At 55.2% G+C, this 16,684-nt stretch carries 17 protein-coding genes and 1 tRNA gene; 2 read left to right on the forward strand and 16 right to left on the reverse strand.

The window, feature by feature from the left end; all coding sequences use genetic code 11:
- Window positions 1–11: 11 nt before the first annotated feature.
- The 5 genes from IPM31_13645 to IPM31_13665 form a co-directional block, all read right to left on the reverse strand.
- A complete protein-coding gene (locus IPM31_13645) occupies window positions 12–311 on the reverse strand; it encodes an antibiotic biosynthesis monooxygenase (protein ID MBK9008022.1) in 300 nt (99 codons plus the stop codon).
- A 121-nt stretch (window positions 312–432) separates the two neighbouring features.
- The gene (locus IPM31_13650; protein MBK9008023.1) at window positions 433–1,479 is read right to left on the reverse strand and encodes an efflux RND transporter periplasmic adaptor subunit; all 1,047 of its coding nucleotides are present in this window, start codon (window positions 1,477–1,479) and stop codon (window positions 433–435) included.
- A 41-nt stretch (window positions 1,480–1,520) separates the two neighbouring features.
- Window positions 1,521–1,838, reverse strand: a complete 318-nt coding sequence (rsfS, locus tag IPM31_13655; protein ID MBK9008024.1) for a ribosome silencing factor — start codon at window positions 1,836–1,838, stop codon at window positions 1,521–1,523.
- 78 nt (window positions 1,839–1,916) lie between these two features.
- Window positions 1,917–2,528, reverse strand: a complete 612-nt coding sequence (thpR, locus tag IPM31_13660; protein MBK9008025.1) for an RNA 2',3'-cyclic phosphodiesterase — start codon at window positions 2,526–2,528, stop codon at window positions 1,917–1,919.
- A 4-nt stretch (window positions 2,529–2,532) separates the two neighbouring features.
- Window positions 2,533–2,904 carry a response regulator gene (locus tag IPM31_13665; GenBank protein MBK9008026.1) on the reverse strand — a complete coding sequence of 124 codons (372 nt, stop codon included), beginning with the start codon at window positions 2,902–2,904 and terminating at the stop codon, window positions 2,533–2,535.
- Between the two features lie 98 nt (window positions 2,905–3,002).
- Here IPM31_13665 and IPM31_13670 point away from each other — a divergent pair, with 98 nt between their 5' ends.
- Entirely contained in the window at window positions 3,003–3,509 is a 507-nt protein-coding gene (locus IPM31_13670) for a DUF1684 domain-containing protein (protein ID MBK9008027.1), read from the forward strand.
- A 214-nt stretch (window positions 3,510–3,723) separates the two neighbouring features.
- Here the strand turns inward: IPM31_13670 and IPM31_13675 are convergent, their stop codons facing one another.
- From IPM31_13675 to IPM31_13725, 11 genes are all read right to left on the reverse strand, one after another.
- Complete coding sequence (locus IPM31_13675; protein ID MBK9008028.1) at window positions 3,724–4,014, reverse strand: hypothetical protein; 291 nt, start codon at window positions 4,012–4,014, stop codon at window positions 3,724–3,726.
- A 37-nt stretch (window positions 4,015–4,051) separates the two neighbouring features.
- Window positions 4,052–4,690: a sigma-70 family RNA polymerase sigma factor gene (locus IPM31_13680; GenBank protein MBK9008029.1), complete on the reverse strand. Its 639-nt coding sequence runs from the start codon at window positions 4,688–4,690 to the stop codon at window positions 4,052–4,054.
- A gap of 154 nt (window positions 4,691–4,844) precedes the next feature.
- Window positions 4,845–4,918, reverse strand: a tRNA-Val gene (locus tag IPM31_13685).
- A gap of 88 nt (window positions 4,919–5,006) precedes the next feature.
- Window positions 5,007–6,140 (reverse strand): peptidoglycan DD-metalloendopeptidase family protein, encoded by a 1,134-nt coding sequence (locus IPM31_13690; GenBank protein MBK9008030.1) that lies wholly within the window; start codon window positions 6,138–6,140, stop codon window positions 5,007–5,009.
- Between the two features lie 75 nt (window positions 6,141–6,215).
- Window positions 6,216–7,484 (reverse strand): MFS transporter, encoded by a 1,269-nt coding sequence (locus IPM31_13695; GenBank protein MBK9008031.1) that lies wholly within the window; start codon window positions 7,482–7,484, stop codon window positions 6,216–6,218.
- 147 nt (window positions 7,485–7,631) lie between these two features.
- The gene (locus IPM31_13700) at window positions 7,632–8,303 is read right to left on the reverse strand and encodes an SOS response-associated peptidase (GenBank protein ID MBK9008032.1); all 672 of its coding nucleotides are present in this window, start codon (window positions 8,301–8,303) and stop codon (window positions 7,632–7,634) included.
- Entirely contained in the window at window positions 8,303–10,198 is a 1,896-nt protein-coding gene (gene selB, locus IPM31_13705; GenBank protein MBK9008033.1) for a selenocysteine-specific translation elongation factor, read from the reverse strand. The genes IPM31_13700 and selB overlap by 1 nt, the downstream gene beginning before the upstream one ends.
- A 105-nt stretch (window positions 10,199–10,303) precedes the next feature.
- Entirely contained in the window at window positions 10,304–11,500 is a 1,197-nt protein-coding gene (locus IPM31_13710; protein MBK9008034.1) for a hypothetical protein, read from the reverse strand.
- A gap of 40 nt (window positions 11,501–11,540) precedes the next feature.
- Window positions 11,541–13,031 (reverse strand): hypothetical protein, encoded by a 1,491-nt coding sequence (locus IPM31_13715; protein ID MBK9008035.1) that lies wholly within the window; start codon window positions 13,029–13,031, stop codon window positions 11,541–11,543.
- Window positions 13,028–13,621 (reverse strand): hypothetical protein, encoded by a 594-nt coding sequence (locus IPM31_13720; GenBank protein ID MBK9008036.1) that lies wholly within the window; start codon window positions 13,619–13,621, stop codon window positions 13,028–13,030. Before IPM31_13720 ends, IPM31_13715 begins: the two co-directional genes overlap by 4 nt.
- A 1-nt stretch (window position 13,622) precedes the next feature.
- Window positions 13,623–15,182, reverse strand: a complete 1,560-nt coding sequence (locus tag IPM31_13725; protein ID MBK9008037.1) for a hypothetical protein — start codon at window positions 15,180–15,182, stop codon at window positions 13,623–13,625.
- Window positions 15,183–15,408: 226 nt separating this feature from the next.
- Between IPM31_13725 and IPM31_13730 the strand changes: the two genes are divergently transcribed.
- Entirely contained in the window at window positions 15,409–16,674 is a 1,266-nt protein-coding gene (locus IPM31_13730; protein MBK9008038.1) for a DUF3048 domain-containing protein, read from the forward strand.
- The last annotated feature ends 10 nt before the right edge of the window (window positions 16,675–16,684 follow it).

The raw sequence follows: 16,684 nt of genomic DNA on the forward strand, positions 1-16,684 counted from the left end.
TGTTCATGCGTTTAGCGCATGTCGCGTTCGTGACCGTAGACTTTATGGCTGGGGCGTCGCACAAGAAGTTCCGCCTTGCCCCAGTTGGTCACTTGCCTGAACACATCACTCTGCACGAAGGAACTGAAGGCATCCTTCGACGACCATTCTGAAATGATCGCGTACGAGTTTGGTTCGCGCACGCGGTGGTACAGGTAGCTGTTCACGTGTTCAGGGGTTTTTGACAGCAGGTCGAGAATTTTATCCACTGCCTCTTCGAATATCTTTTCCTTGCCGAGGATCACATCGTAGTAAAGACCAACGGTAACCATGGGGTTGCATCTCCTTTTGAAAAAATATTGTCGGGCGCTTAAATTTTATGCAGAAATCCGATAACTCACAAGAAGATTATCAGATTTTGTAACCTATTTTCATCGTGAAGGATTTGTCTTTTTAGCGCGAGGCTTGAATTTCGACGAACGCGCTCATTCCCCATCGCAACTGTTCGGGGATTTCGTCTAACGAAATCGTAACATTGAAATACACGCCGGACCCCGGGGCATTCTTCAAGGAGACGTTGGATACTTTGCCGTTCACTTCCGTATTGGGCAGCGCGTCAAACGTGACGCTGACCGGGTCGCCCATTTGGACGCGCGCGGCATCCACCTCGTTGAGGTCTGTGGTTTGCACCTGCAGTGTTGTAAGATCGGCGATCAACACCACGGGCGCGCCCGGTGAAACCATCTCGCCGGTGTTTACGTAGGTTTCCACCACCACGCCATCGAAGGGGGCGAATAATTTGGACTGGTTCAAGACCGCTTCGATGGCTTCGATGCGGGTTTGCGCGGCGATCACATCGGGAGAGTCTTTGATGTTGGTCAGGCGGTCCAGAGCGCGTTGCGCGTCGTCGAGCAGTCCTTTCTTGAGCACAAGGTCTTCTTCGGCTTTGGCGATCGTTTCCTTATCCGCGTAGCCCTGATATTCTTTTGTGACGGGCACCTCCACCTTGCCGAACGGGGTGTCTTCCACCTTGGTTGTGACCTCGGTGATCGTGATGGGGTCGTTCAACGAGTCGCGGTAGTCGAAGGCTTTGTCGTATGCTGTCTGCGCGGCGCGGAGGGCAATGGTCGCTTGCGCCAACGCGGTTTCAGAGGCGAGTAAATTGTCAAGCGATTGTTGCGCAAGGAGGAGGTCCGCTTGCGCGTTGATGATGTTTTGCGGCAGGGCATTTTCCGGCATCGAGGCGAGGAGTTCGCCTTTCTTGACGGAATCGCCCACGCGGACCTTGATATCCACCGTTTGCGCGCCGACCATGAAGGCAAGGCTTGCCCATTTTTCAGCCACCACTTCGGCCGAGGATGTGAGCAGGCTGTCGTCTACTGGAATGATGGGCGCTGACGCTGTGGCAGAGGGGTCTTCTCCTTGCGGCGCGTTGCATCCAGCCAGCCCGATTGAAAGGATCAATATGACGGACGTGAGTGTCGAGAATCGTTTGTTCATGGATCGGTTTTCCAGTCGCAAAAGTATGATTGTGCCGCGCGTTATCGCACTCTTAACAACACCTTGCCGTCGCTCCACAGTTCTTCAAGGTCGTAATATTCGCGCTGGTCGGGCGAGAAAAGATGCACCACCACATCGCCGTAATCCATCACGAGCCAGCCTTCCTGCGAGCGCCCGTCGATGCGGCCCTTTTTCTTATAATCCGATTTGGTCGCTTCAAGCACGCCTTTGGCAAGCGCGTCTAACATGCGGTCGCTGGTGCCGTTGCATAGAACGAAATAATCTGTGAACGATGCGATACCTTTGATGTCGAGAAGTAAAATATCCTCGCCCTTTTTATCTTCAAGGGCTTCGATGATCTTGCGCGCAAGTTCGAGTGTGTTCAGGTTTCACCTCTTTAAAGTGTGTGCTTTAAGCCGCAGGGAAGGTTCTCCGCTTTATGAAGGGGGATGCTTCGCTTCGCTCAATAAGACACCGCGTAGCGGCGCGGAGAAAAGTTTTGTGTATACCGCGCCGGTTGGTTTTAGTTCGCTTTTGAATAGATATACTGAGTCTACCCTTGCAGTGCCGAGTACGTCAATTGTGGCCGCTTCGAGCAGGCGAGTGGTTTTGTTACGGTCTGCCGAGGATGCGTCCGCTTTGACGCGGGCAACTGTGAGATGCGGGGAAAAGGCGCGAGGCTCGGGCGCGAATCCCAGATGGGCGCAGGCAGACTCTACTTCCCGAAATACCGCGTCCAACTCTGTGGAGGCTTGGGCGCCCACCCACAAGATGCGCGCCCGTTTGAAATTGGGAAAGGAACCGAAGCCGCCTATTTGGATATCAAAGGCTGGGATGGAGTCTACCGAGGCGCGGATCGCCCGCGCCAGTTCGTCCACGCTGGCAGGGGAAATGTCTCCAAGAAATTTTAGGGTGAGGTGGATGTTTTCGGCTGGCGTCCAGCGGATGTGTTGACCGAGTTCGTTGCGGAGCGGGGAAGTTGCCTGCCAGATAGCGAGTTGTATTGCGCGGGGGATTTCAATGGCGAGGAAGGCGCGGAGCAAGCTCATACAGTTATTCGCCAATGGCGCGGGTCACTGCTTCTTTCAATTCCAGGAACCCGACCGGTTTCGTCAGGTAGATCTTGGCTCCGGCTTCCATGCCGCGTTTGATGTCGGCGGGGGTGCCTTTGGCTGACACGACTACAACAGGTATGTTCGTCAAGGCGGGGTCGTGATGCATGTGATGGAGAATATCAAGCCCGGAGATGCCGGGCATCATGATATCGAGGATGATGAGATCGGGCTTCTCGGAGGAGATCAAATCGATGGCGGGCGCGCTGTTCGAGACTTTTAACACGCGAAAGCCGCTGACGCGCATCATCTCGGCAAATAGTTCGGCGGCGTCGCCTTCATCTTCGAGTATTAATACGGTTTTGTTCGTCATGTGCAGGTAACGATAGCACAGGGAAAGTAATTGTGCAAGAGGGTGTAAGAATTTGGCTCATGCTCCATTCTAGGAACTACAATCACACGGAGGACCCAATGAGCGAATTGACAGAATTTCGGAAAGAAAAAGATGAATTCTTTGCGCGGCATCCGCAAAGCCCGCTGACCCCGGAACAAAAACACGATTTTCACGGACTGAATTATTTTGAAGAGAATGCCGCCTTACGGCTTGAGGTGAAGGTGGAGCGTTTTTCCGAACCGACTCCGATGGCGATGCAGACTTCCACCGGTGGGGCGCAAGAGTATGTTCGCTATGGGCGCTTCAAATTTCAAGCAGACGGGCAGGATGCCGAACTTACGATCTATCAGGCGAGTTATGGTTTTTTTCTGCCATTCGTCGATTCGCTCGCAGGGACGGAAACCTACCCAGCCGGGCGTTATCTTGAGCCTGAGCCGTTGCCCGGCGATCGCTTCCTGGTTGATTTCAACATTGCCTATAACCCGTATTGCGCCTATAACGAGATGTGGTCGTGCCCAATCACGCCGGGCGAGAATCGACTGAAGGCGCCGATCCGCGCGGGGGAAAAATTGTTCCACCCATAATTACCTGGCCAAACGCTTTTTGTTAAACACCCCCCCCCCCCCCCCCCGGGGGGGGGGAAAAAACCCCGCCCCCCCCCCCCCCAAAAAAAAAAAAAACCCCCCCCCCCCGGCGCCCCCCCCCGGGCCGGGGGGGGGGGGGGGGGGGAAATCCACCCAAAATCGACAGTTGACTATCCCTGGACAAATCAAAACCGACAGGCGCGCGCCTGTCGGTTTAATTTTCTTCAGTCTTCTTTACCACGTCGAGCAGCGCTTCGTATTCTTCACAGCAATCGGGGCATAGGTCGAGGTGGTCGCGGATGAGAGGCATGAGGCGCGCGGCGTCTTGGCTGTGCGCTTCCTGCTCCACGTATTCATCCAATTGAGCGTAGATTTCATCGCAGGTGAGTTCTTCTGCGGGCAGATTTTCCAGCACGCGGAGAAAGCCGAGCACAGCCTCGTGGGGGAGTTCCTGTTTCTTGCCTAGGTTGGCGCGGACGCGGTTGACAAGGTCTTTGATGTTCATGGTTCCGATTGGTTTGACGGTTGGGCTTGAGGCTATCTTACTTTTGCTCGAAAAGGGCAAGGACTTCGTGCGGGGCGATGTCTTCCATCGAGAGTCGGCTTTTGAGGCGGACGCGCGCGTCGTGCAAAAGTTTGTACAGGGCGTTGCGGTTGGTCTTGAGTTTTTTTGCCGCGTCTTCCATTGGCATGTCGCGCACGCCTAGCAGGATGAGCGCCTCGCGCTGACGGTCGGTTAGTTCTTCCTCGATAATACGCCGGACATGGGTCAACATATCCGCGCGTTCCGCCGAAGTTTCGGGCCCGGCGTGGGTGTCTGCGAGCAGTCCGGGCGGGGGAGGAACGTCTTCATTTTCCGTAAGTTCATCCAACGATGAATCGCGCCAGCGTTTGCGCCGCAGTTCAGTCAGGGCGATCCGCACGGCGATCTTGTGCACCCACGTGGTGAATTGACTGCGTCCCTCGAAGGTGCCGAGTTGGTCGAGCACGCGCAGGAGGGTCTCTTGTGTGACTTCCTCCACGAGGGCATTAAATTGTGGTTGGTCGGGAGACAGCCAGCGCGACAGGGCGTAGGGCAAGCCTTTTTGAATCACCGCGCGCAGATCTTCGAGAGCGGTTTCGCGTTCCAATCCCGATGCCCTGAGTTCTGCGAGCCATTGTTCATTCGTCCGTGAGGTCATGATCGAAAATTATAAAGCAAGTTTGAGTTGTTTTGTCGCATTTCTTACTACTCTCTTATACATTAGGAATGACGCAGTTGAACCTGTTGCGCGCCAACTGCGTAAGTCCTGCACAAAACAAAAAACGAGTCAAACCGACTCGTTTTTTGTTTTGTGGGCGCTAAGGGACTCGAACCCCTGGCCTCATCTGTGTGATAGATGCGCTCTAACCAACTGAGCTAAGCGCCCTTTCTTGTTGCGGGTGACGGCATTATAGCCGAGATAAAGTTCTTCGGCAAGACGCTATTTGCATACTCGCTCGTGTGTGGTTCCTCCATTATGGCGGCGGCAGCACATCCCACGGGTTGACCCAGGATGAGATGGCGCGGATCTCAAAATGCAGGTGTGAACCGCTTGACCGCCCTGTGTTGCCGATGATGCCGATCAGGTCTCCCTGTCCGACGCTTTGTCCGCACACCACGCTGATTCCGCTGAGGTGCGCATAGAGCGATTGGAAGTTATTCCCATGATCCACCATGATCATATTGCCGTACCCGTAGTTGTTCCAGCCCGCATACACGATCACGCCAGCGTCTGTGGCGTATGCGCCTTCGCCCTCATTGCCGGCGATGTCGATACCCCAGTGATTTGTGCCGGGCGAATAATCGAAACCGGAGCGGGCGTGCTGGCTTGCGGGCCAAACGAATGTTCCAAAGCCCACTGCGCCTCCGGTCACCGGTTCGCATGCGCCGGGTCCCAACACGCGCGCCGAAGCGGGGTTTTCGCGCGTCACCCCGAGCGGGGCGCTCCATGAAATGAACTCGCGTTTTCCGCCCGGCACGATCAGCCAGGTGCCCGGGGCAATGTTGGGAGCGGCGAAGTCGCCAACGGTGGCGGGATCCAGCTCATTCGGCGCGTAATTGATGATGTCTTCCGGGGTCACGCCATAATATTTTGCCACGCCGTTCAACCCCTCGCCTTGTTGCCATTCATGATACGTTCCATTGACGGGGAGGATACTCAATTCCTGCCCGGGCTTCAACGAGTGCGGGTTATCGAGTAAGGTGTAATAGTTGCTCCAGAGAACGGTTTGCGGTTCGAGCCCGTAATTTTGGGCAATGCCAAAGATCGTATCGCCTTCGACAACCGTATATTCGATCACCTTCTCGCGCGGACGCGAGGGGATCGTGGTATGCACTTGCGCAAGACGCGGAACTCCGCCGAATGAATTTTCCCCGCCGATGGATTCGATTCCCGCCACGATGACAGGCGCCTCAGTTGCCTGAGAGAGCGCCTCAGCCCCGGCGGGAACGTTCTGCGCGAAGAAGCCCCGCGCGAGCCAGATGACCGCGCCGATCAACGCCATCGACAAAATCAGCGTTCCGATGCGAAAGAATGATTCGCCCAGCCCAATGCCGACCAGTGTTTCAGTAATGCGCGCGAACACCCCGCGCTTTTCGTTATTGCTCATAGGCGTATGCTCAAAATTATCATAACACGTTCAAAAAATCGAAGTCAACCACGCCGCTCGAACGCTAACCTGACGTTAAGCCGCCGACCTGCGCGCGGCGGGGAAAAACAGCTGAATCCCGCCCAAACCGAATAAGCACACCACTCCGCAGACCATGGCGGTGACTGGGAGCGAAAGGTTTTGCGTCATCCAGCCGATCAGCAAACTCCCGAACGGCGCGATGCCCTGAAACGACCATAAGTACACGCTATACACGCGCCCGCGCAAATCATTTGCCACTTGTGTTTGGAGCAGGGTATTCATGGTGGCAAATTGAGTCACGCCGCCCCAGCCCATGAGCGCTACCAGCGCGACTGCAAACCAAAACCGATTCAAAAATGCGATGCCCAACAATCCGACAATGAAAGCCGCTTCTCCCAAAACGAGCCGCGCTCCCCTCTGATGCGCGGAATTGTTGAACGCGATCGACAAAGCCGCCGTGAGCGCGCCAGACCCCAGCGCGAGATACAACGCGCTATTGCGGGCATCCACAATGGATTTGGTGTCGCCGACCTGCGCAAGAACATCTTTTGCCAGCACGGGGATCTGTTGCATGACCGGCATTCCGAAAAGTCCCAGTATGGCGGCGAGCAAAATGATTGCCGCGATATTGCGATGCGCGAGAATGTACCTGCCTCCATCCAGAAAATCACGGGCAATCGATTGATTCGACGGAGTCGGTTCCACTCTGTGCATCAACCGAACCGAAAACAAACTGATGAGTATCGCCCCGAAACTCAAGGCGTTCAACAAGAATATCCACCCTTCTCCGTTTGAGGGAAGAATCAAGAGCAGGGGCGCCGCCAGAGCAGGACCAAGCACACGCGACATGTTGAAAGCCGTCGATTGCAACGCGATGGCATTGGGCAAAAGGTCCCCGCCAACCAGTTCGATCAGCATGGATTGCCGCGCAGTGATCTCGAAAGTGGTGGCGATTCCCAAGACCATCGAAAGAACAATGATATGCCAGATTTGGATTCTTCCGGTCAGGGTAAGAACAGCCAGAACGAGAGTCTCGATCATCATCACTGCCTGCAGAATCATGACCGCTTTACGTTTATCCCACCGTTCGACTAAGACGCCGGAAGGAAATGCCAGAAAAAAAGTTGGCAGGGCGAATGCAAGCCCGATCAAGCCCAAGTCGAAGGGGCGTCCGCTAAGGCGATAAGCGAGGAGAGGCTGGGCTGTGTTCTGCATGGATGTTCCCACCAGCGAGAGCAAATGTCCCAGCCAGAAAATCGCAAAGTCGCGCGAGGTCAGCGCCGGGAATCGCCCGGCGAGCGATAATCGAATTTGATGAATCATAACGCGGATCGCACAGCGAAATTCATTTTGCGCCCTTGCCGCGCTCGTCGGGGCGAAAGAATGAACGTTTGTGGAACTCCTATAAAATTTCGGACTCCTCTGCGGCAGAGGCTCTTTTACCGCGCCTTTCCGAAGCGCGCTTACAGGCTACTTCGCCGGCGCGACCAGTTCGGGCTTATCGTTCGACGCCTTGTTGACCAGCGCGCTGACCGGGTATGCATCCATCATCTCGGCGGGGAAAGGTTTGATGATGGGAAGCAATTGGTCGGGCGTTTGCGGCGAAGGATCGAGCCATTTGGCGTAGTCGCGCGGGTGCACGATGACCGGCATACGGTCGTGGATCATTTCCATCAACTCGTTTGGTCCGGTGGTGATGAGCGCGCAGGTTTTGATCGAAGACCCATCCGGGCTGTTCCACGTGTCCCACAAGCCCGCAATGGCAAACGGCTGGCGGTCTTTCATGTGGATATAAAACGGCGTTTTCGTTTTCTTGCCGGGTTGCGCTTTCCATTCGTAAAAACCATCGGCGAGCACCAGACAGCGCTTGTATTTCAAACTGCCGCGAAACGACGGCTTCTCGGCAACTGTTTCGCCACGCGCGTTGATCAGACGGGCGCCGATGCCGGGGTCTTTCGCCCACATGGGAATCAGCCCCCACACAAAAAAATCTGCCTTGAACTTTTCCGTGTTCGGGATCGCCAGCACAGGCTGGGTTGGCGCGATATTGAATCGCGGCGCAAATTTTTTCGGAAATGTATAGTTGCCGAATTTTTCCTGTAATTCAGCGGGGTCAACCGTCAATGTAAATCGTCCGCACATTAGTTCCTCAACTTCCTGAAATCGCCATCGCGTTTGGTAAAGCCGATCGCGTCAAAATGTTCGAGCAAAGCCTGCGCATACTTTCGGCTGGTGTTGAATATATCTCTGACTTCCGCGAGCGAAATTTTACCGTGTGTCTCGAGGTTGCGCTTGATCTTTTCCTTCATCGAATCATACTCGGATGCGCGAAAAATGACATCGGCTGACACCGGCATAAACTCGCCGAGTTCGATCAGCGCGTTGAGGACGCCCTCCCCAACTTCCGCCTGGCACTCTTTGACGCTTGGCGGGCTGAACGGATTTGTCTCGAACTTGCGCTTCATTTTCTCAAGTGTTGCCTGCTCGCCCGCCGTGAAGCGGACCTCATGCCCCGGCAGGGAAATCGTTGAGGCGTGATCCACGATCGAACGCTCGGCGCCCATTCGCGCAAGAACAGCGTTAAAAATACGCGGCGTCACCTTCGACTTGCTTTTGAGTTCTTCGCGCGGTATGCCGCGCCGCAGTGGAAAAGACTTATGATACTCTTCAACGAAGCGGACGATCTGTTCGCGTAGTTGAGTCCAGTGCTTCATTGTGCCTGCGAGAATTTCACTGCTGGCTGTGAGGCGCCCGCTTTCGATCAGCACAAGGGCATTCATATCCAATAATTGTGGAAGAGAATTTTCGGCGATGCGCGAATCCAGCCGCGAGCGTAAAACGATTTCTTTGACCGACGCGATGCCAAGGGCGTTCGCGGCTTCGAGCAGAACCTCTACGGGCGAGCCTTCTGCCAGCGACTCCAATGATCGCAACACGGATTCGTCGAAGCGTTTATGCCTGCCCTTGGGCTGGTGATCCACGATCCTGCCGCCGCCTAAAGTTTCGCCGGGCGACGGGCGCCGCAGGATATAACGGTCGCCGCGCACGGCAACGATCGGCTCGCGCAGTTCAAGTTGTATCCAACCTTCACTGCCGGGCTGTACTTCTTCTGCCCCCAGCAATCGAACTGTGGCAACTGCCTCGCTCGCGCCGACAAAGAATTTGACCTCGTCGTTGTGTTTCAAGCTTGTCGTTGCATCGTGTAGTATTCGGATTCGCGCGTCGAGTCTGCGGGCAGGTTGATATTGATTCGGGCGGGCGAGCACATCTCCTCGGCGGATGGATTCTGCTTCCACGCCGGAGATATTCACCGCCGTGCGCGAGCCGGGGATGGCGTTATCCTCTTTTCTCTTGTGCGTTTGCAAACCACGCACTCGTCCTTGAGTTCCGGAGGGCAGAATTTCGATTTCATCGCCGACAGTTAATTGTCCATCGCTCAATGTGCCGGTGACGACCGTGCCGAACCCGCTCATGCTGAAGACGCGGTCGATAGGCAGGCGGGGACGATTGAGATCGGGGCGGACGGGTTTATTTTCCAACAGAGATTGAAGATTGGAAATTAGATCATCGAGTCCCGTTTTTGTCTTGGCAGAAACGCGGACGATGGGCGCGTGGCGCAGGGCGGTGTCCTTCACGATGGCGCGAATGTCGGCTTCGAGCAGATCAAGCCACCCTGGGTCTGAAGCGAGGTCGCACTTGGTCAGCGCGATCAAACCGGCGGGAATCTCCAATAGATCCAAAATGGCGAGATGTTCTTTTGTTTGCGGCATCACGCCTTCATCTGCGGCGATGATGAGGAGCGCGGCGTCGATGCCGCCCACGCCTGCCAGCATGTTTTCGATGAAATCGCGGTGACCCGGCACGTCTATGATACCGATCTCTTCTCCGCTTGGCAGGGTGAGCCAGCCAAAGCCAAGTTCGATGGTCATTTCGCGCGCCTGCTCTTCTTTGAGGCGGTCGGGATGTGTGCCCGTGAGCGCGGCAATGAGCGTGGATTTCCCGTGGTCAACGTGACCGGCTGTTCCGATGACTCGCATGACAATAAAATCTTTCCTCCCCTCGATATACTCAGGGCGGGCTTTTCTCTCTTTGGTTATGACAGAAGAAAGAGCAAAGTTATGATGGAAAGTTGAGGCTGCTTTCTACTTTTTACTTTTTTTCGCCGTTTTGCCGTGACCCATAATGCGCTCATACGCAGACATCCACTCGTGGGCGACGTTCATCAACTCCTGAAGTTGTTGCTCGGTGGCATCCGTCGTCTGGTGGACCTGGTCTTGTATGGTTTGGATCGACTCGACCAGCGGATCGATGCGTTCTTCCAGTTTTTGCATCACGCGGCGGACATCTTTTGTGCCTTCGTCTTGCGATAGTGTATAGCCCGTCCAACGTTTCTGGTCGTCGGCTTTGAAGGTTACCCATTCCTGCCGCAGGCGGTCTTCTGTCAGGCGCTGCATTTCGGTCACTTCGTTGATACGTCGTTCGAGTTTGGTGTTGAGTTCGTTGTAGGTCTCCTGCGCTTTCTTTGCGGAGCGCAGGGTTTCTCCAAGTTGAACGATCTGCTGATCAAGCGTTTCGGCTTGTTGTTTGACCGTGTCGAATTTTTCTTTCCATTCTTTGTAAGTATGCTCGCGGTCGATCTGCGCAACGGTCTGGCTTTCGATAAATGTGGTCTGCGCTCTCTTGCGTTCAGATTCAGAGAGCATGAGTTCGTTCATGCGGCTGTCGATGGTTTTCAGCCCGTCTGCGCTAAGGTCTGCTTTGGCGCGGGCTTCGTCGATTCGTTTGCGAACGGCGGTCAACTCGCCGTGCAGGTCGGCGACTCGTTTTGTATCTTGTTTGCGCGTCTCTTCAAATGCTTTTTGCGAGCGCAGGGCTTCATCGGCGGCGCGGATGGCGCTGTCGATGTTGGGATGTAATTCTTTGATGGCGAGTTGCAGGCGGGCATCTTCGTTGGGCAGGGCTTTGAGTTGCCGCTTGATGTCGGTGAGGTCGGTGGCTTTTTTCAACGCCTCGAGCGATTTGGTTAACGGTTCCAAATCTTGGGCGTGTCGCTTGATCAATTCCTTTTCGCGTTTTTCGATCCGTTTCTCAACCGTATCGATCGCCTTGTTCATATCTTCGCGTTGTTTGGCGAAGATCGAGTCGAATTGGTCCAGGCGCGCCGTAGTGGATGCGACCTCTGCGATCTGTTTGTTCAGCGGCTTGATCTGTTTGGCAACTGCCTCGATGTTTCCCTCTAGCGCCGCCATGCGTTCTTCGAGCGTGACGAGGGTCCTTCGTGTTTTGCGATGTTCGTCATCCAACCAGGCAATGCGTTTTACGATCTGTTCAAAATCCATAACTTCCTCCGAAATCAGGCAGGATTATACCGTAGCCATCCTAAGAGACTGTATTGCTGCCACATATCGTCCCGATGTCCTTCGGGAGAGCGCACAGAGAACTCTGAGAAAACCTGTAAAAGCTCTGCCAACGACCCAGATGCTCGAACATCAATGGGAGTTGCGCGAGAAAAACTTGCACGGTCTGTGGGAACAACCCCAGGATGAAAAGCCCGATCATCCCCAGCCCAAGCATAATCATCTGCGGGAGGTTTTCGCGCGGTTTCCAACTGGCGAACTCATCTGCCATCGCGAACACCGCCAGCGAACGCACGGCACTCACTAGAAACCCTGCCATACCAAGACCCATCCAAATGGCAGAGGCGGAGGATGCGCGTGAAATATTTTCCCAAAGCGCCAGCCGCGGCGGGAAACTTGCCAAGAGGGGGAACGCGCCTGTGGATAACGTGGCGAGGACGATTCCCGTTGCGGCTAACGGCGTATTCCTCAACATACCGCGCGTCGATGAAAAGCGCATCGTTTCGGCGTTTTCCTTGATGATGTTCAGCGCGAGCGACCATAAGGCGAGAGTTAATGCGCGCGCGGGTATCAATAAGAACAGGATCGGGATGCCATACCGGGAATCAACGCTGAGCGCCAGAATGGAGAACCCGGTTTCTGCGATAGACGCATACGCCATGATGCGTCCGAAGTGACGTTGAAAAGCCGCCCACAGCCCGCCTGTCGTTACCATGAGCAAGCCGGCAAATTGGAGCGCTGAAATGAGTTGCGGCGAGGAGCGTATCCACGAATAGCGGTCGAGGAACCCCGCGCCGAAGAGGATCGTGATAGTGGGCAGAATCCATAACAGGAAGCCGACCGTAAATGGAGGCGACTCCTCCATCAGCATGGGAATCCAGTTGTACAGAGGAAAGATCGCGAGTAGGAACGCGAAGCCCAGTCCCAGCACGGAAGCGGATTGCGCCGCGAGAGCGAGGTCGCCGGGGCTGGCTTCTACGCCGGCGAGTAACCAGCCTGCCAATAAAATGAATGGCATGGCAAGCGTCTGATAGATCAAGAAACGAACGATACCTTTGCCGGGTGTTGCATACAAGGAGGAGAGCATGGGTATCGATATGAGGATCGCCATCTCGATAAATAATGCCGCATAGAGGAATGGTTGCACTGCCAGCGCGGCGACCATCAAAGCGGTGATCATGAGTCCGACGGGCGCCACGCGCGCTGAGCGTTCAGCCGCGAGCGACCCAAAAAACCAGAGCGATGAGCCGGCATAGATCAACGCGAGCAATGACCCCTCGGCGGGCGAGATCAAGAGCGCGCGCCCGAGTATGGATATGGACGAATCGATTTTTACGGAGAATTCTCCAAACCGCAACGCCGTTTCGATCGGGATGAACTGCGCGAGAAGCGCGAGCAGAACGGCAAGCGTTCCTCCGAGCGCGCTGATGGCGCGCGCATTACGGACGAATAGAAGCAGGATGCCAAACCCAAGCGGTACGAGGATCCAAATCGTGGGCGCGTTTGTGGTCACAATGCCTCCGGTTCACGGTGTTGTGAAGCGATCATCAGGTAGGAACCGACCAGCGCCAGCCCCAGGTTGATGACCACCAACAGGGCAACCACCAGCGCGGAAGATTCAACGGAGGAATAGATGATTTCAAAACCGGCAATGACGGTGAGCAAGCCCTGTGTTACGCGCAGAATGTGCGATGTGATGCCCAGGTGAAGTAAACCCAAGCCAACCAGCAATAATCCGCCCGCAGTGACTGCCGCGCCGGCGTCAGCCATGATGTTGTTTATAGAGGGCGTTGCGCCTGCCACGATCAAGACGACCATCCCTGCGGCAAACAGGCTGAACAGCCTTCCCCGGGGCCAGAGATTTTCCTCCGAATCATCGTCTGTCATGTCAGACCGCGTCATGCCGAGGATCGCGGAGCACATCCACCCTGTCACCACTTTGACGGAAGCCATGCTAAGCGGCAAATGGGGGAGGAGCAGGATGAACATGGCGAAATACTGCGCGGCAAGGAAGACAATGCTGATTCGCCAGTCTCGCGCGGTGAGCAGTCCCACCGAGGTGACGAGGATGACAACGACCGCGACCCAAACAAGGATGTTCATCTCAAGGAATCCTTTGGGTGAAGAAAGAGATGAAGAGGGCGAGAAAGAGCAAAGTCCACATAATTCCGCTGTCGCCCTCGAGGATGTTCGAGAAGATATTGCTCAGTCTGCCTAATTGACGATATACATTCCATGCGGATTGATATAACCAATCGAGCCACGTCAGGTTGGCGGGGCGCACCCAGTGCGCGCGGACCGGGTTGAGGATGCGAATACGCGGGGTGAACCAGATCAAGCCGAAAGTGAGGGCAGAGGCGGCAAGTCCCGCGATCACGTTGCCGAATTGCAGCGAGCCGTCCCCGCCAAACCATCCTAGAAAGACGATCACCGCCAACAGCAAAATGATTCCGATAGGGTAGATATTTTTTCCCCAAAGTGGTTGATCCTCGTAATATTCGCGCGATGCGGGTGGGCGAAGAATGTGTCGGATAAACCCAGACACCAGCATGGCTTGCGCAAGCAGGAGCGGAAGCCACGCCAGGAAGAAGCCGGTTCCGCCGGACCATCCGCTGGCGGTCAGTGAAAATGGGAGCGCGGAAATTCCAAACACGGCGATCCATAGCGAGCGCACGAGCCATTTGTTCGGCTCCGAAGACAAAAACAAAACGCCGCCGCATAGGATGAGGGCGCAACTCCATGCCGCCGCGCCGATGGGATTTGCGCGCAAGGCGGCGGCAACTGCCAGCGAGCCAACACCGATCAACCAGAATGGGCGCCCTGTTAATTCATCCGGAGCGCGCAACCACATCCACCCGCCGTATAACGCGGCGAAAGCGATGAGTATCAGAATGTATGGGGTGAAAGGCGAGTTGATACTGCCGGCGGGAATGCGCGCCAGCAAAATGAGGCTGGATCCTGCGGAGATCATCCGCAATACAGTGCCAAAGCCTCGGCGTAATGCGGATCTGCCGGGATATGGCAGATGCAGAGGTAAAACGCCGATCCGCAACGCCGCGGCAAGCGGGAGGAATAAAGAGGCTTGTGATGTCAAAGCGTGGAAATCCAACGTAACCCCTTGAGCCGCGCTCGCCACATTTGCCCAGAGTAAAACCAGGGTGCCTGCAATGCGCGCTGCGAACGAAATCACTACTCGTTCGCCCAGCGTTGGCTCTTCGACAAAACGTAGTTGAACGATGAGATCGACGAGATCGATCGCCGCCCAGATCAATGCAAGGGTAACCGGGTTATCGGCGACGGCGGCAAGCGTTCCCAGCGAGGAAAGCACGAGCGCGCCAACCCAACTTAATGCGCTGGGAAAGTTGCTCCTTACCACCGAAGTGATAATCACCGATAAAGTGAGCGTGAGCATGCTTAATGCAAACGCCCAAGCGATTGGGTCAGTGACAAAAGTTGGCGATTGTGAAAACAACGAAACGGGTTGCCAGATCAAGAACTGCAAACGATCCGTCTTGTTGATCCACGCGAACACGCTTGCCCACGCCAGGAACGCGCCAACGGCGGCAATCAACCACGTATAGCCCGCGGCGGGTAGAAAGACCCGCACCATCAACACAAGCAGAGCGGTAACGAGAAGAATGCCAACTGTGATGAGAATGAACATGCGACAGGTATTTTATCAGGTTTGACCCGCTCGTCTCTTTATGGGAGCGGCTATTTGGGCGCGCTAAGCCACCGAGATCACAGAGAAGTTGAGATTGTTCTCTGTGATCTCGGTGTTCTCTGTGGCAAAGAGGGTTTTTACACACTTGTTTCACCACTCCCCTCTTTGATAGGGAATTGAAACGAGCGGGATTTGCATCATCACTCATTTGTTGTAGAATCCCGACATGCGCTTCTTACACACCCTCGTCATTTCCGTGTTGCTTTTTCTTACAGGATGCAATGCGGCGGCAGATAAGGTTTCAGCCGAAGAACTCCCCTCTCCAACCCCTTTTCAGTCCCTGACGAATATCGCTTCAGATGCCCCTTATTCTGATTCGGCTCCCACGCCGGTTTACCTGCCCACACTGACCCCCCTTCCCCCTTTTACGCCAACCCCGTTCCTCATCATGCCGGAATACATCCCCGCCGATGCGATGATCCCAGCCTTCACTGTGACCACAACCTTGAATCCATTAACCGGCTTGCCGCCCGTCGACCCGGCGTTGTTGCAACGCCGCCCGATGGCGATCAAAGTGGCGAACTACCCGCGCTATATGCGCCCGCAATCCGGCCTGACGCTCGCCGACCAGGTTTTTGAATATTACATTGAAGACGGTTTGACGCGTTTCATCGCGGTATTTTATGGCAACGATTCGGAATGGGTGGGACCCGTTCGCTCCGGACGTTACTTCGATGAACACGTGCAACGCATGTATCACGCCTTCCTGGTATTCAAATTTGCCGACCCGCGCGAACTGGGATATTTTCAAGGGAGCGAATTTGCCGATCTCCTACTCACACCGACGAACGGCTCGTGTCCGCCCTTCCACTTTTTAACGGAACGCGAACAGACGGTCGAGCCGTACAATAATTCATATTTCAACACCACCCTCATGGCAGATTGCGCCTTGCGCGGCGGAAAAGATAACTCACCCCAGATCATCCGCGATGGGTTGTTCGACGCCGCGCCTCCGGCGGCGGGACTGGGCGGCATCAAGATTTCCACTCACTATTCTGCAGACTCGTATCATTACTGGCTATATAGCCCGCAAGATCAGCAGTACTACCGCTATCAAGAAATTGCCGACGTTCGCGACGGCAAGGAAGGTTCTTATGCGCCGCTTGTCGACCGCGTCACATCGCAACATGTTCATGCGGCGAACGTGGTCGTGATGCTTGCTTATCATTCTTTCGCCAACGAGTACGATGAAGACGACGAGGTCTTCAAGATCGATCTCACTGGCTCCGGTGAAGCATACGTCTTCCGCGATGGGATAGGGATACCGGCAAAATGGTACCGAACGAACCCAGATCAGCCGCTTTACTTCGCCACGCTGGATGGCGCGCCCATTTACCTGCGACCAGGCATCACGTTTTACGAAGTGATCGGATCGCGGTCATTTGTGGAACAAGCCAGCGGCGAATGGAATTTTCGACACGACCCACCGTAATTGGCGTATC

The organism is Candidatus Defluviilinea gracilis (assembly GCA_016716235.1).
Lineage (GTDB): Bacteria > Chloroflexota > Anaerolineae > Anaerolineales > Villigracilaceae > Defluviilinea > Defluviilinea gracilis.